At 60.9% G+C, this 15,371-nt stretch carries 14 protein-coding genes; 7 read left to right on the top strand and 7 right to left on the bottom strand.

The features are described 5' to 3' along the window. The first annotated feature begins 173 nt into the window (after positions 1 to 173). The gene (locus QQJ98_RS14495) at positions 174 to 596 is read left to right on the top strand and encodes a GFA family protein (protein WP_284326060.1); all 423 of its coding nucleotides are present in this window, start codon (positions 174 to 176) and stop codon (positions 594 to 596) included. Between the two features lie 210 nt (positions 597 to 806). Here the strand turns inward: QQJ98_RS14495 and QQJ98_RS14490 are convergent, their stop codons facing one another. Next, on the bottom strand, positions 807 to 1,709 hold the full coding sequence (locus tag QQJ98_RS14490) for a DMT family transporter (RefSeq protein ID WP_284326059.1): 903 nt from the start codon (positions 1,707 to 1,709) through the stop codon (positions 807 to 809). Between the two features lie 225 nt (positions 1,710 to 1,934). Here QQJ98_RS14490 and QQJ98_RS14485 point away from each other — a divergent pair, with 225 nt between their 5' ends. From QQJ98_RS14485 to QQJ98_RS14475, 3 genes are all read left to right on the top strand, one after another. Further along, positions 1,935 to 2,804, top strand: coding sequence for a gamma-glutamyl-gamma-aminobutyrate hydrolase family protein (locus QQJ98_RS14485; RefSeq protein WP_284326058.1), 870 nt, complete (start codon positions 1,935 to 1,937; stop codon positions 2,802 to 2,804). Positions 2,805 to 2,837: 33 nt separating this feature from the next. Beyond that, complete coding sequence (locus QQJ98_RS14480; protein ID WP_284326057.1) at positions 2,838 to 3,065, top strand: N-(5'-phosphoribosyl)anthranilate isomerase; 228 nt, start codon at positions 2,838 to 2,840, stop codon at positions 3,063 to 3,065. Positions 3,066 to 3,176: 111 nt separating this feature from the next. Further along, positions 3,177 to 3,860, top strand: a complete 684-nt coding sequence (locus QQJ98_RS14475) for a D-lyxose/D-mannose family sugar isomerase (RefSeq protein WP_284326056.1) — start codon at positions 3,177 to 3,179, stop codon at positions 3,858 to 3,860. An 87-nt stretch (positions 3,861 to 3,947) separates the two neighbouring features. Here the strand turns inward: QQJ98_RS14475 and QQJ98_RS14470 are convergent, their stop codons facing one another. From QQJ98_RS14470 to kynU, 3 genes are all read right to left on the bottom strand, one after another. Then, positions 3,948 to 5,009 carry a L,D-transpeptidase gene (locus QQJ98_RS14470; RefSeq protein ID WP_284326055.1) on the bottom strand — a complete coding sequence of 354 codons (1,062 nt, stop codon included), beginning with the start codon at positions 5,007 to 5,009 and terminating at the stop codon, positions 3,948 to 3,950. Between the two features lie 190 nt (positions 5,010 to 5,199). Then, a complete protein-coding gene (gene kynA, locus QQJ98_RS14465) occupies positions 5,200 to 6,069 on the bottom strand; it encodes a tryptophan 2,3-dioxygenase (RefSeq protein ID WP_284326054.1) in 870 nt (289 codons plus the stop codon). A 241-nt stretch (positions 6,070 to 6,310) separates the two neighbouring features. Then, a complete protein-coding gene (gene kynU / locus QQJ98_RS14460) occupies positions 6,311 to 7,504 on the bottom strand; it encodes a kynureninase (RefSeq protein ID WP_284326053.1) in 1,194 nt (397 codons plus the stop codon). Positions 7,505 to 7,887: 383 nt separating this feature from the next. Between kynU and QQJ98_RS14455 the strand changes: the two genes are divergently transcribed. The 3 genes from QQJ98_RS14455 to QQJ98_RS14445 all read left to right on the top strand — a co-directional run bounded on the left by QQJ98_RS14455 (position 7,888) and on the right by QQJ98_RS14445 (position 12,354). Further along, positions 7,888 to 9,465: a Re/Si-specific NAD(P)(+) transhydrogenase subunit alpha gene (locus tag QQJ98_RS14455; protein ID WP_284326052.1), complete on the top strand. Its 1,578-nt coding sequence runs from the start codon at positions 7,888 to 7,890 to the stop codon at positions 9,463 to 9,465. A 12-nt stretch (positions 9,466 to 9,477) separates the two neighbouring features. Continuing rightward, positions 9,478 to 10,911, top strand: coding sequence for an NAD(P)(+) transhydrogenase (Re/Si-specific) subunit beta (locus QQJ98_RS14450; protein ID WP_284326051.1), 1,434 nt, complete (start codon positions 9,478 to 9,480; stop codon positions 10,909 to 10,911). A gap of 168 nt (positions 10,912 to 11,079) precedes the next feature. Further along, positions 11,080 to 12,354 (top strand): DUF3422 family protein, encoded by a 1,275-nt coding sequence (locus tag QQJ98_RS14445; RefSeq protein ID WP_284326050.1) that lies wholly within the window; start codon positions 11,080 to 11,082, stop codon positions 12,352 to 12,354. A 141-nt stretch (positions 12,355 to 12,495) separates the two neighbouring features. Here the strand turns inward: QQJ98_RS14445 and QQJ98_RS14440 are convergent, their stop codons facing one another. Genes QQJ98_RS14440 through QQJ98_RS14430 form a run of 3 tightly spaced genes read right to left on the bottom strand, consistent with a single transcriptional unit; the run spans position 12,496 to position 15,352 of the window. Continuing rightward, a complete protein-coding gene (locus tag QQJ98_RS14440) occupies positions 12,496 to 13,422 on the bottom strand; it encodes an asparaginase (RefSeq protein WP_284326049.1) in 927 nt (308 codons plus the stop codon). Positions 13,423 to 13,428: 6 nt separating this feature from the next. Next, positions 13,429 to 14,352 (bottom strand): ABC transporter permease, encoded by a 924-nt coding sequence (locus QQJ98_RS14435; RefSeq protein WP_284326048.1) that lies wholly within the window; start codon positions 14,350 to 14,352, stop codon positions 13,429 to 13,431. Beyond that, entirely contained in the window at positions 14,345 to 15,352 is a 1,008-nt protein-coding gene (locus QQJ98_RS14430; protein WP_284326047.1) for an ABC transporter permease, read from the bottom strand. Before QQJ98_RS14430 ends, QQJ98_RS14435 begins: the two co-directional genes overlap by 8 nt. Between the last annotated feature and the right edge of the window lie 19 nt (positions 15,353 to 15,371).

Raw genomic sequence — 15,371 nt, 5'->3', positions numbered from 1 at the left:
GGGGCGATCCTGCCCGCCATCGAGGCGGCCAGGATCGCGCTGCCGGGGATGCAATTGTCCTGCCGGTGCCGCATTGCCAGGATCGGGATCGGCGATCAGGGGTTTTGGACGTGATCCGTCGTTTTAAATGCAGGCTGTGAGCCTGAGTTTGGGCAGAGCGAAAGGGGGATGCTATGGAGACCAGTGACACCGCGCATTTTGGCCAATGTCATTGTGGCGCTGTGCAGTTTCATGTGCGGCTGAGCGATGGGTTCAACACGGCGCGGCGGTGTTCGTGTTCCTATTGCCGGATGCGCGGGGCGATTGCGGTCTCGGCGCAGGTTGGCGACATCCGTTTTGTGCAGGGCGCGGATCATCTGAGCCTTTATCAATTCAACAGCAAGACCGCGCGGCATTACTTCTGCAAGACCTGCGGCATCTACACGCATCATCAGCGGCGCTCGAACCCAGAGCAGTTGGGCATCAATGTGGCTTGTCTGGCGGGGGTATCTCCGTTTGATTTTGCCGAAGTTGTGGTGGTGGATGGGGTTAATCACAGCGCAGATAACGGCGGCGCTTCGGGGATTGCCGGGGTATTGCGGTTCTCGCGCGCCTGAGCAGCTGGCAGGTGGTGCGGTTTTGGCCGCCATCGAGGCCGCCAAAACCGCTCTGCCGGGGCATCGTTGTTTGGCATTGGGCTTGGGGGCGGTGTGGAACGCTCCGCGGGGAGTATTTCGCAAAGAGCAAGCTGCTTTCGAGTTGCTCTTTTCCAAATACTCACCTTGCGCGGTGGCAGGCGGCGGGCGGTTGCTTTGAAGCACTTTGCGTCAGGGCTGCTCGATCGCCTCTGGCGTGGGGCGGCTGCGTTCAGTCAGGGTGATGTAAAGCGCGCAGGCGATCAGCACCGCGACGCCAAGGAAGGTCATCGCATCGGGGAAGTCCTTAAAGAAATACCAGCCTGCGGCAGTGGCGACGATCATCTCGGTATAGGCGAGCGGGGCCAGCAGCGAGGCTTCGGAGTAGTCATAGGCGCGCACGATCAGGTAGTGGCCGAAGGTGGCAATCGCGCCAAGGCCCGCGCACATCAGCCATTGGGTTGCGGTGGGGGGATGCCAGATGAAGGGCATCGCAAGGCTGAGCATCAAGCCGCCAACAGCATTGGTTTGAAAGGTTGTCACCATCGCCGGGGCGCGGCCAGCGATATGCCGGGTCATCACGAAATAGATCGCAAGGAAGCTGCCTGCGGCCAAGGCCAGCAGGCTGCCGGGGTTCAGCGCGACAAAGCCGGGGCGAATGATGATCAGCGTGCCGATAAATCCCACGGCGACTGCGGCCCAGCGGTTGCGCGGCACCGCCTCTTTCAGCACCAGCACTGACAGCACGGTGACGACCAATGGCTGCACGAAGAAGATCGCCAAGGCATCGGCGATGGGCAGGAATTTCAGCGCCAGAAAAAAGCAGAAGGTGGCGAGGATCAGGAAGCCCGAGCGAAAGCAATGATAGAGCGGGCGATCCGGGATCAGGCCTTTCGGGCTGCGATGGCCAAGCGCGAAGGGCAGCGCCACCACCGCTCCGACCGCCAGTCTGGCCCAGACGATTTGCAGCACAGGCACGCCTTGTTGGCCAAGGAGCTTGGCGAAAACGTCGATCAGGGGCAGGCTTGCCATCGCCCCAAGCATGAAAGCGACGCCGATCAGCGGCGATGCGGGTGGGGGACGGACGCTTGGCATCGAAATTCCTGCTGGATTGGCGCTTGTTTAGGCAATGCGGCAAGGTTGGTCCACCGGGTTTGCGATAATATTCGGCGCATTGCGGGGGCGGGGCCTGCGATTGGGCCGCTGCAGTGGCGCAAAATCAGGCAGATGTGACAAGATGGCGGGCAGAGTGTGGCTTTGGCCCTTCATCTTGCCATGTGGTTTGCTATGTTGGGGGCAGATTATCAAAGCAGGCCCGTCATGCCCCATCTTGCGATGCCCGATCTTGCGGAACACGATCTTGTTAAGCCCGATCTTGCGAAACCCGACACTCCCTTGCCCAAACTGACGGCACCCAGCTTGGGCAGGGCGGCACCGCAGCGCCGCCCGGTGGTTGGGATCATCGGCAATGCGCATATGATGAATGATCGCTACGAGGTGCATGCGGCGGGTCACATCAACTCGGAAGCGGTGGCAGAAGTGGCGGGCTGCGTGCCGCTGATCGTGCCAGCTGATCCACGTTTCGTCTCGGTGGCCGATCTGATGGCGGCCTGTGATGGGTTCTTGCTGACCGGGGGGCGCCCGAATGTGCATCCCGATGAATATGGCGAGCCGGAAACCCCGGCGCATGGCGCGTTTGACCGGGGGCGTGATGCGATCACTTTGCCGCTGATCCGGGCTTGTGTCGACAGCGGGCAGCCGTTTTTGGGGGTTTGCCGGGGGTTTCAAGAGGTCAATGTGGCGATGGGCGGCTCGCTTTACCCCGAGATCCGGGATCTGCCGGGGCGCTTGAACCACCGCATGCCGCCCGAGGGCACGATGGAAGAGGTGTTCGCGCATCGCCATGTGGTCAGCTTTAACCCCGGCGGGGTGTTCGCCCGGATGATGGGTGCTGCCGAGGTGATGACAAATACCCTGCATGGTCAGGGTGTGGCGCGGGTGGGCAGCCGGATTGTGATTGATGGCACAGCCCCCGATGGCACCCCCGAAGCGCTATATGTGCAGGATGCGCCGGGGTTTACGCTGTCGGTGCAATGGCACCCTGAGTGGAACGCCGCCAATGACCCGGTGTCGCGGCCGTTGTTCACCGCCTTTGGCGATGCCGTGCGGGCTTGGGCGGCGCGCGTTTAGGGTTTTTTAACCAAAGTGCGGCAAGATATCTGCATGTCCGCTTTGCCTCCGATCAGCCCGCAGCAATTTTTCTTGGAGCTTTTTGGCTCGCAGGCGGCGGCGCGTGGTGCCATCGTCAGGCGCAAGGTTCGGGATGTGGAGCACTACATCGGGCGTGATGCGTTTCTGACGGAAGCCAAGCGGCGGGGATTTCCCGTGGTGGAAAACGCCGGGCAGTTTGTGATTTTTTGCAACAATGAACCGATCAGGCGGTTGTCATAGCCGATTTTCGCGCGAAAATCGTGCCGGAATTCGCGCGAATTCCGATCCTGATTGGCGTTGTTGGCGCAAACATTGACGGTATACTGCGGCGAGATTCTTGGGAGGATGAAGATGAAGCGGTCGCGTATCAATGAGATTATGGCTGGCGCAGAAGAGATGGTGCGCCAATATGGCTTTGTGTTGCCGCCGTTTGCCAACTGGTCGCCAGAGGAATTTAAGGCGCATAAACCGATCGCAGGCCGCGTGATCGAGGGCCGTTGTGGCTGGGATATCACCGATTACGGTCAGGGTCGGTTTGATCAGATGGGGCTGTTTCTGTTCACCTTGCGCAATGGCTCTTTGGACGATCTGCAACGTGGCGGTGGCATGTGCTATGCCGAGAAGCTCTTGATTTCGCGGCAGGATCAGCTGTCGCCGATGCATACCCATGTCATCAAGGCCGAGGATATCATCAACCGCGGCGGGGCGACTTTGATCGTGGAGCTTTATGGCTCGGACGACGCGGGCAACTGGGCAGAGGATCGCGGCGGCGTGGTGCGGTGTGACGGGATCGAACGGGCCTATAAACCGGGCGACAAGCTGCGGCTGGCTCCGGGTGAGTCCGTGACGCTGATGCCGGGGGATTGGCACGCGTTTTGGGGCGAGGGTGGCGATGTGCTGATTGGCGAGGTATCGACCGTCAATGACGATGTGACCGACAATGTGTTCCGCGAGCCCATTGGCCGTTTTGCCGATATTGACGAGGATGTGGCCCCGACCCATCTGCTGGTCAGCGATTACGACAAGTGGCTGTAACTTAGCAGCGCTTGCAAAAGCAAAAAACCCGCCTCGGATTGAGGCGGGTTTTTCTATTGGCATTGTTAGTGGTTTACGGTTGCGGCCTTAAGGCTGCGGGCACAGGCCATTGACCAGGGGCTGCGTGCAGGTGCTGGGAGTGGTCGTGGCGGGCGCTGCGGCGGGTGCCGTGGCTGCGGGTGCCGTCGCCACTGGGGCAGGGGCTGCGGGCGCTACGGTTGCAGCGGGGACCGTGGTTGCAGGGGCCATCGTCTCTGCAGGGGCCATGGTTGCATCTGGTGCCATCGTCTCGGCGGGGGACATCGTGCCAGTTGCGGCTGGTGCCGTTGCCGCAGTTGGTGCTGTTGGCAGGGTCGCGGCCCCCGGCAACATGGTTGGGGTTGCGGTTAGCACAGGTGCCACAGCTTCAACCGGCGCGACTGCGGGTTTTTTCTTTTTCGGCGCGGGTGGCGGCAGTTTCAGCTTGTCGGGGTATGTGCCATCGGCGTTCAGAACCACGACTTTGGCGCCATCTTGCACCCGGTTGTACAGATCCATCACGTCTTGGTTGATCATGCGGATACAGCCCGAAGAGGCGTTCTTGCCGATCGACGACCATTCCGGCGTGCCGTGGATGCGGTAGCCATAATCGACGCCATTGGTGGTCAGATACAACGCGCGCGCGCCCAAAGGATTGGTCGGACCGCCCGGTTGGCCCTTGGCCCATTTGGCCAGTTCGGGCTTGCGCTCGATCATTTCTGGCGGCGGAGTCCATTTCGGCCAATGCGTGCGGCTTGTGATATCGGCGACACCTGCCCATTGGAAGCCAGCTTTGCCAACCGAAATGCCATAGCGCAACGCGGTGTTTTTGCCGTTGATATAGTAGAGATGCTTTTCAGCGGGGTGGATGATGATGGTGCCCACCGCTTCGGCGCTGGCAAACTCAACCTGCTGCACCTGATAGGCGGCAGGCACCTTTTCCACCGGAACCGTCGGCACGGTAAAGCCATCGTCGGTGACGCCCATGTAATGCGCCACGTTATCGGTCGGCACCGGAGCCTGTGCCACGCCGGGGGTGGCCCCGTCCAAAGGCACTGCACCGGGCACGCAGGCCGCGAGTGTCAGCGACAAAGCTGTCGCTGCCAAAAGTTTAACCGTCAAAAAACGCATCCGTCAGCCCATCACAAAAGGGGGGTGGCGTAGCGTGCCACCCAGATTCTCTTGTAAAGACGCTAGATCAGGCGAAAAGCAAGGTCAAAGCCCGATGTTTCCAATGCGCGAATAATCACAAGGTCGTGCAATGCGCGCAGCTACAAAGTCGTGCAATGCGCGCTGCTACAAAGTCGTGCAATGCGCGCTGCTACAAAGTCGTGCGCAGATGCCAGAGTTCGGGGAACAACTCCACATCCAGCATCCGACGCAGATAGCTGACGCCGCCGGTGCCGCCAGTGCCGCGCTTAAGGCCAATGACGCGCTCGACCGTGGTGACATGGTTAAAGCGCCAGCGGCGGAAGTAATCCTCGAAATCCACCAGTTTCTCGGCCAACTCATAAGCCTGCCAATGCTGGGCGGGATCACGGTAGACGGTTTCCCAGACCCGCTGCACCCCCTCATGCACCACCCACGGCTGCCGGAGGTCGCGGTTCAGCACGTCATCGGGCACTGGCAAGCCCGCGCGGGCAAGATGGCGCAACGCCTCGTCATAAAGGCTGGGGCGGGCGAGTTCGGCTTCCAGCAGCGCGGTCAGATCAGCGCGATGAGCGTGGGGTTTCAGCATGGCCAGATTGCGGTTGCCGACGGCATATTCGATCAGGCGGTATTGCCAGGACTGAAACCCCGAAGATTGCCCCAAGCCTTCGCGGAAGGTGGTGTAGTCCGACGGGGTCATGGTGCGCAAAACATCCCAGGCATTGTTCAACTGCTCGAATATGCGACTGATCCGGGCGAGCATCTTGAACGCTTCCGGCGTGCGCGACGCGGCGATGGCTTGGCGGGCGGCGTTCAACTCGTGCAGGGCCAGCTTCATCCACAGTTCAGATGTTTGATGCTGGATGATGAACAGCATCTCGTCATGCGCCGGAGTCAGTTGCCGTTGGGCTGAAAGGATCTGGTCGATGTGCAGATAATCGCCGTAGGACATCCGGCCATCGAAGGACATTTGCGCGCCTTCGGTTGCGGGATTGTAAGGTGCCGCGTGCATCGGGCAGCCGGGTTTGGGATCGTTGGTCATGTCATTCTCTCCTGTCACTTGCGGTTTCCCCATATGGGGCGTCAGGCGATGGAATGAGATTGGCGGTTCAGCACGGAAAGTGTGCCGATGGTGCGCCACAGGGCGATCCATCCGGCAGGGCGGCAGAGGGCTGCACTTGTGGCTTTCGCACTGGTCAAAATATCCCCGCCGGAGGCATCCGCGGCTGGCGGCAAGAGCCTCCGGCGGGGATATTTAAGCAGAGAGGATGACCGAAGCGGCATCAGGTGACTTTCGCGCGGGTTTTGTATTCGGGACGGTCCCAGAGGTTGTTTTGCATGATATCTGCGATGATTTCGACGGCTTTTGCAACATCGCTGGCGTCGATGAACAGAGGAATGAAGCCGCAGCGGATGATATCGGGGGCGCGGAAATCGCCGATCACGCCGCGCGCGATCATGGCTTGCATGATGGCGTAGCCTTCGGGGTGGCGGAAGCTGACTTGGCTGCCGCGTTCTTGATGCGCGCGGGGGGTGGCGAGGGTCAGGGTCGGGCAGGCGGCCTCGATGCCTGCGATGAATTGGTCTTGCAGTGCCAGCGCGGTTTTGCGCAGCGCGCCCATATCGACGCTGTCCCAGATGTCGAGCGAGGCTTCCAAGGCGGCCAGTTGCAGGATCGGCGGGGTGCCGACGCGCATCCGCTCGGCCCCTGTCGCGGGGCGGTAGTCGAGATCGAAGGCGAAGGGGGCGGCGTGGCCTTGCCAACCCGACAGCGCCGGGCGGGCGACTTCGGCATGGCGGGGGGCGACGTAGATGAAGGCCGGGCCGCCAGGGCCGGAATTGAGGTATTTGTAGGTGCAGCCGACCGCGAAATCGACGTTGCATTTGGCGAGTTCCACCTGAAACGCGCCCGCGCTGTGGGCCAGATCCCAGATCGTGAGTGCTCCGTGCTGGTGGGCGCGGGCGGTAATGGCGGCCATGTCATGCCGCCGCCCGGTGCGGTAATCGACTTCGGTGATCATGGTGACGGCGATTGTATCGTCTATCGCGTCCAGAACATCTTCGGGGGCGACGGTTTTCAGGGTGTAGCCGTTGCCCAAGGTGCGGCAGAGGCCCTCTGCCATGTAGAGATCGGACGGGAAGTTGCCGGTGTCAGACAGGATCACCTTCCGCGTCGGGTTCATCTCAAGACAAGATGCCAGCGCCTGATAGACCTTGATCGACAGCGTGTCGCCCATCACCACATGGCCCGCCTCGGCCCCGATCAGCCGCGCGATGCGGTCGCCTACGCGCATTGGTTTGTCCATCCACTGCGCCTTGTTCCAGGCCGTGATCAGCATGTCGCCCCATTCTGCCGTCACCGTCTGTGCCACCCGCGCCGCCGTCGCGCGCGGCAGTGGGCCCAGCGAATTGCCGTCCAGATAGATCATGCCTTCGGGCAGGTGAAACTGAGCTTTGGTGGCGGCGAAATCGGTCATGGGCGGGTCCTTGGCGTCAGTGGGGTGGGATGTGGTCAGCATTAGGCGGATTGGCTTGAAATTTCAAGCTTGAAATTGTTTCGATTCGAGGGGTGATCTTTGGCCGCCCGATGTTTGCGCTATCATCGCGAGAGGCCCTATGTGTTTGATATTGAGCCAAAAGTTTGATCAAAATAATCGTCCGATACAGGGGTTTCGCCCGGAACTTTTGCCTTGGAAAGCCAAGTGTTTGGTGGGGCAAGCCTGCCTTACCCATCGAAGCCGACAGGTTTTTGACCAGAAGCGGCAATCAGGCGTTGAACTATCGGGCTGCGATGGTAAGCCTCTGGGGGATTTGGCGGTCACGGTTGCTCCTTGAACCGCGCAAACGACGGGGGAACACAGTGAAAATAGGTGCTTTGAGCGAGATTTTTGTGGGCGAGAACCGGGTGGCGATGACCCCGGATTCGGCGCTGCAACTGGTGAAACTGGGACATACTTGTGTCATTCAGGCCGGAGCGGGGGCAAAGGCGGGGTTTTCCGACGCTTTATATGCAGCCGCCGGGGTTGAGGTTCTGGCCACAGCTGCCGATGTGGTCGCGGCCGCTGATGTTTTGGTGAAGGTGCGCGGACCGGAAGTGGCCGAGGCGCAGGCGTTGCGCGACGGGCAGACGCTGATCTCGATGTTCTGGCCGGCGCAGAACCCCGAGCTTTTAGAGATCGTCAAGGAGCGTGGCGCTACCGTGGTGGCGATGGACATGGTGCCGCGGATTTCGCGCGCGCAAAAGATGGACGCTTTGTCGTCGATGGCGAATATTGCGGGCTACCGCGCCGTGATCGAGGCGGGCAGCAATTTCGGGCGGTTCTTCACGGGGCAGGTGACGGCGGCTGGCAAGGTGCCTCCGGCGAAAGTGCTGGTCGTGGGTGCGGGCGTTGCGGGGCTGGCGGCGATTGGCACCAGCGTTTCGTTGGGCGCGATTGTGCATGCGTTTGACGTGCGCCCCGAAGTGGCCGAGCAGATTGAATCGATGGGTGCGAGTTTCGTCTATCTGGAGTTTGATGCCAGCGAGTTGCCGGATGGAGCTGCGACGGGCGGCTATGCGGCACCTTCCAGCCCGGCCTTCGCGGCCAAGCAGCTGGCGAAGTTCCGCGAGTTGGCACCAGAGATGGACATCGTGATCACCACCGCGCTGATCCCCGGACGGCCTGCGCCAAAGCTGTGGACCGCCGATATGGTGGCTGCGATGAAGCCCGGATCGGTGGTGGTTGACCTTGCGGCGGAGCGTGGCGGTAACTGCGATCTGACGGTGATGGATCAGAAAATCGTTTCTGACAACGGCGTCACGATTGTCGGCTATACCGATTTCCCCAGCCGGATGGCGGCGCAGGCGTCTACGCTTTATTCTACCAATATCAGGCACATGCTGACCGATCTTACACCAAAGAAAGACGGTGTGATTGATCACAATATGGGCGATGATGTGATCCGGGGGGCGACGGTTGCCAAGGCGCATGAGATCACCTTCCCGCCTCCGCCGCCGAAGATCGCGGCAATTGCGGTGCAAAAGCCGAAGGAAAAGGTCAAGGAGCTGACGCCGGAAGAAAAGCGCGCGGCAGAGGTCGCAGCGTTCAAACTGGCCACCCGCAATCAGGTCGGCATGCTGGTGATTGGCGGCGGTTTGATCATGTTGGCGGGGCTTTATGCACCAGCAGCGTTCATGTCGCATCTGATCGTGTTCGTGCTTTCGGTCTACGTCGGCGTTCAGGTGATCTGGAACGTCAGTCACAGCCTGCACACGCCGCTGATGGCGGTGACCAACGCGATTTCCTCGATCATCATTCTGGGGGCCTTGATGCAGATCGGCTCGGGCAACTGGCTGGTGGTGATCTTGGGCGCTTTGTCGGTGTTCATGGCGGGGATCAATATTTTCGGCGGCTTCATGGTGACACGGCGGATGCTTGCCATGTTCCAGAAGTCGTAAGGGAGCGGGCATATGGAATATGGATTCACCACGGCAGCCTATGTGGTTGCAGCCGTTTTGTTCATTCAATCTTTGGGCGGGTTGTCCGGGCAGGAAAGCGCTAAGCGCGCGGTCTGGTATGGCATCTTTGGCATGGCGCTGGCGATTGCGGCCACGCTGTACGGGCCGGGATCAAGCAACTGGTTGATTTCGCTGGTTATGATCGCAGCCGGTGGCGCGATTGGCTGGTATGTCGCGCAAAAGGTGCAAATGACGGAAATGCCGCAGCTGGTAGCGGCGATGCACAGTCTTGTCGGTTTGGCGGCGGTGTTCATCGGCTATAACACCCATATCGAGATGGTGCGGGTGGCGGGCCTTGATGAGGCCGCACGCGCGGCTTTGGAGGGTTTCGCGGCTGTTATCGCGCATAAAGCACCGGTAGAGTTGTCGATCCTGCGGGTGGAGACGTTCCTTGGCGTGTTCATCGGGGCTGTGACCTTTACCGGCTCGGTGATTGCGTTTGGCAAGCTGGCGGGCAAAGTTGATGGCAAAGCGAAAAAGCTGCCAGGCGGGCATCTGCTGAACGCCACGGCGGCGATTGTGTCGCTGGTTTTGCTGGTGGTTTATCTGCAATCGGGCAGCACTTTGGCGCTGCTGGGCATGACGGTGGCGGCGCTGTTCATCGGCTATCACCTGATCATGGGCATCGGCGGCGCGGATATGCCGGTGGTGGTGTCGATGCTGAACAGCTATTCCGGCTGGGCGGCAGCGGCGATCGGCTTTTCGTTGTCGAATGACCTTTTGATCGTGGTGGGCGCGCTTGTGGGCTCTTCGGGTGCTATCCTGAGCTATATCATGTGCAAGGCGATGAACCGCTCGTTTGTCAGCGTGATCCTTGGCGGCTTTGGTGGCACCACCGGCCCTGCGATGGAGGTGACGGGTGAGCAGATTGCGATTGACGCCGAAGGGGTGGCGGCTGCGCTGAACGAAGCCGACAGCATCATCATCATTCCGGGTTACGGCATGGCGGTGGCGCAGGCGCAGCAATCGGTCAGCGAGCTTACCCGCAAGCTGCGGGCGGCCGGTAAAACCGTGCGCTTTGCCATTCACCCGGTGGCTGGCCGTTTGCCGGGGCATATGAACGTGCTGCTGGCCGAGGCCAAGGTGCCCTATGACATCGTGATGGAGATGGACGAGATCAACGACGACTTCCCGACAACGGATGTGGCGATCGTGATCGGCTCTAACGACATCGTCAATCCGGCAGCACAGGAAGATCCGAACTCGCCCATCGCGGGCATGCCGGTGCTGGAATGTTGGAAAGCCAAGCAGGTGTTTGTCTCCAAGCGCGGGCAGGGCACCGGGTATTCGGGCATCGAGAACCCGCTGTTCTACAAGGAAAACACCCGGATGTTCTATGGCGATGCCAAGAAATCTCTGGATGCTTTGTTGCCGATGATTGACTGAGGCAAGCTGCGTGAGATCACCCAGCCTATGGCCAGACCCCGGTGGAGACGCCGGGGTTTTGCTTTTCTTGCAACAACCTGTGTGCATACCCCGGTATGCTTTGAAAGCGCTGGCAGTTTTGCTGAAAACTTTGCCAGATCGCGCGAATGTCCTGACCCGAGGCGCTTGATGAACACCGACCACCCGCTGCGTTACGCTCTTGTCAACGAATTGCACGCCCGCCCGTTTCCAGCGCTGAGCGCCCCCTGCGTTGCCGCCTATATCGCCATCAAGGAACCACAAGAGGCGCATAACCGCGACCGCCGTTTGGACCGCGCGCATCTGCTGGCGCTGCTGGACAGGCATGCCTCGGCGCATCCGCAGCCCGATGCCACGCATTTCTCGGGGCCGCTGGGACGGGCGGATGTCAAATGGGAAAGCCATACCGAGTTTGTGACCTATTCTGCCTTCACCCCGGGGCTTTCAAGCCGCGCCTTTGATCCCGCCGAGATGGAGGTTTTCCCCGAAGATTGGGTCGAGCAGGCCCCCGGCAAACGTGTGGCAGCGGTGCTGATCCGGGTCGAGATGATGGAAGACGAGGCCGCGATGCTGGCCAAGCTGGAAGAATGGTTCGTGCCCGAAAGCCTTGCGGTGGCGCGGGTGGTGGAAGGGGCTGCGCTGATCGCTGGTGATTTCCGCATTGATCCGGCGGGCAACATGCGGTTTGCGGTGTTCGTGCGCCCCGATACTGGCGCGCGCCGTATTGGCCGGATTGTGCAGCGGTTGTGCGAGGTTGAGACTTACCGCGCCATGTCGATGCTGGGCCTGATGCGGGCGCGTGGGCTGACGGGGCGGTTGAATACGCTTGATCCAAGATTGTCGGATTTGGTGTCGGGGCTTGACGGCGTGGCGCGCCCTGCGGAATCAGCTTTGCATGAATTGCTGGCGATTTCGGCGGAGTTGGAATCCTTGGCGGTGCAGCACTCGTTTCGCTTTGGTGCAACCGGGGCCTATGAGGCGATTGTGAACCAGCGCATTGCGGCCCTGCGCGAAGAGCGTGTGCAGGGGCGGCAGACCTTTGGCGAATTCATGATGCGGCGCTATGATCCGGCGATGCGGACGGTGAAATCAGCCGAGGCGCGGTTGGTCTCGATGGCGGAACGGGCGCAGCGCGCGGCGGAGTTGCTGCGCACGCGGGTGGATGTCGAACGATCCGCCCAGAACCAGAAACTGCTGGAAAGCATGGACCGCCGCGCCGATCTTGCCCTGCGCTTGCAGCACACGGTTGAAGGCTTGTCTGTGGTGGCGATCAGCTATTATGCGGTCTCGCTGGCGGGCTATGTCGCCTATCCGCTGATCGAAGAATTTGGCGTCTCTAAGGGCGTGGCGATGGCGGTGCTGACGCCCTTGGTGGTGCTGGGTGTTTGGGGGGCCTTGCGACGGATCAAGGCCGGGATGCAGTGACCTTTGGCGGTCTTGGCCCCGTTCCCGCCGCCGCCCCGGGCTTGATCCGGGGCGTGTTGCTGTGAGGTGAGGCCCCGGATCAAGTCCGGGGCGGCGCTGCGAGGATATCACCGCTCCACGCCTTGCGGCGAGGATTGCAGTCTAGCTGCACTCGCCCACGATATTGCGGGCAAGCGTAGTTTGGCGCTGATCTTCGGGCAGGCTCAACACATGGTAAAGCTTGGTATAGGCAGCCTCTGGCGTCATGTCGCGACCGTCGATCACGCCCGCTTGCAGCATCAGATCGCCCGCGGCATAGGTGCCAAGCGCCACGCCGCCTTTGGGCGATTGGCTGATGGCGATGACGGGGGTTTGCCGGGATTGCGCCGCCAGCAGGCCCGCGCGCAGGGCGGCGGTTTCTGGCAGGGTGCCCGCACCGAAAACCCGCAGCACCACGGCGTCCAAGCTGGACAGCGCATGCGAGAGATAAGCCTCGGATTGGCCGGGGGCCATGCTGAGGATGCCGATTTCAGCGGGCTTGTAGGCGGTGAAACTGGCGATCTTGCCGGGTTGCAACGGCGGCTTGGCGCTGCGGCTGGCGGTAAACGCATCCAGCGCCGAGCTATGCGCCTTGCGGACCCGCGCCCCATGCAAAAGCTGACCCGCGAATTGCACCCAGACGCCGGGCGGCGCAGTTTTCGCGGCGTGCAGGGCGTCGGACAGGTTTTGCAAGCCATCCGACTTTGCCACGGTCAACGGTCGCATTGATCCGGTCAGCACCACCGGGCGCTGCAGCCCCGCCAGCGCAAAGCACAAGGCACTGGCCGTGAAGGCGAGCGTATCGGTGCCATGGGTAACGATGAAGCCATTGTAATCGTTGTGATTGTCGACGATGGCCTGCGCGATGCGGTTCCAGTCGGCAGGGGTGGCTTGGGCGGAATCAATCAGCGGCAACAACGGCAGCAGGGTGACATCGCGCGCGCCCAGATCGGCCAAGGCCGCCTCGATCACGCCCTCGGCCGGTGCAAAGCCTGCTTCGGTTGCCACCATGCCAATGGTGCCGCCGGTGTGGATCAACAATAGCTTCATAGAATATCAGCGCCCCCGGATGCGCGGGTCCAAAGCGTCGCGCAATCCGTCTCCGATATAGTTGACCGACAGCACCGTCAACGAGATCGCAAGGCCGGGCCAGATCACCCGCTCGGGGTAGACCTGCATATAGGACAGCCCATCATACAGCAGCCGTCCCCAAGTGGGGAAATCGGGCGGAAAGCCAAGGCCAAGGAACGACAGCACGGATTCGGTGATGATCGCCTCGGCAATGCCCAAGGTAGCCGCCACCATCACGGGCGAGACCACGTTGGGCAGAATGTGCCGGGTGATGATGCGGCGCGAAGCCGAGCCAATCGAGCGCGCCGCGAGGACATATTCGCGCTCTTTCAGCGCCAAGACTTCGCCGCGCACAATCCGGGCCGCTTGCATCCACGAGGTGATTCCAATGGCAAACACGATCAGGGTGAACGCGCCCAATTCCGGGCCCAGAATGCTTGCGGTGCGGTCGCGGAACAGCATCATGATCACCAGCAGCAACGGGATCAGCGGCAGCGCCAGAAACATATCCGTCAGCCGCATCAGCGGCCCATCCAAGCGGCGGTAATACCCCGCCAGCACCCCGATCAGCGTGCCGAACACGATGGCGATGATCATTGCGACAAAGCCGACCGCCAAGGACACTTTGCCCGCTGCAATCATCCGTTGCAGCATGTCGCGGCCCAACTGATCGGTGCCCAAAGGGAATTTCAGGCTTGGGCCTTTGTTTTTGGATTTGATCGCCTCTACCACCGTCAGCTTCTCGGGGTGCCACAGGTAGGGGCCGATCACCACGGCGATGATCAGCAGTGACAACACGACAAGGCCGAACACCGCGCCTTTGTGGCTGCGGAATTGCTGCCAAATCGCCCTCAGCGCGCTTTCGGGTTTGGCGATGGCCGTTGTCGGAAGGATAGGGGCCTCAGTCATAGCGGATCCTCGGGTCAAGCAGGCCATAAAGCACGTCGGCAATCAGGTTAAAGGTGACGATCAGCACCGCGAAAATGAAAGCCAGCGTCTGCACCATCGGCAAATCGCTGGCATGGATCGCACCGATCAGCGCCGCCCCTATGCCATTCACCCCAAACAGATTTTCGGTGATGATCGCCCCGCCAAAGATTGATGGGATGCCCAGTGCAATCACCGTCACCACCGGGATCATCGAGTTGCGCAGCACATGTTTCAGCACCACAACACGCTCGGTCAGCCCCTTGGCGCGGGCGGTGCGGACGTAATCCATGCCCATATTGTCCAGCATCGACGACCGCATGTAGCGGCTGATCACAGCGGCATTGGCCAGCCCCAAGGTCATCACCGGCATCGCCATTTGCTGCAGTTGTTTGACGAAGGACGGCCAGTCTGTGACCGAAAGATTGGTGTCATATTTGGTTGGAAACCAGCCCAAAGTTACCGCGAAAATGATGATGATCAGGGTGCCCGAAAAGAAGGTCGGCACTGAAAACCCGATCATCGCAAACAATGTGCCAAGCTGATCGAACAGCGAATATTGCCGATAGGCCGAGTAGATGCCGATCGGCAAGGCAATCAGGATACCCACCAGATAGGCGGTGCCGATCACTGTCAGGGTTTGCGGGATGCGCTGGCCGATCACGGTAAACACCGGCGCGCGCGATTGCCACGACAGGATGCGCTGCTCGCCGCCCGCCCAATTGGTGCCAAACCAGCCGTCGATCAGGGTCGCAGGCTCGACCCAGAAAAACTGCCGCAGCCACAACACATACCGCACCATAACCGGCTGATCGGCGCCCAAAGCCTCGATCATTTTCTTGCGCACTTCCGGCGGCACGGTCAGCGGAATTTCCGACATTGGCGAGCCGGGGGCCAGATCAACCAGCAAAAAAATCACCAGCGAAATCACCAGCAACGTCGGGATGGCCAATAACAGCCTGCGGAGCGTGAAGGTTAGCATGGCGGCTGTGCCTTTGGTC

This window comes from Cypionkella aquatica, assembly GCF_030161095.1.
Taxonomy (GTDB): Bacteria; Pseudomonadota; Alphaproteobacteria; order Rhodobacterales; family Rhodobacteraceae; genus Cypionkella; species Cypionkella aquatica.
This window is presented reverse-complemented; position numbering and strand designations above follow the sequence as displayed.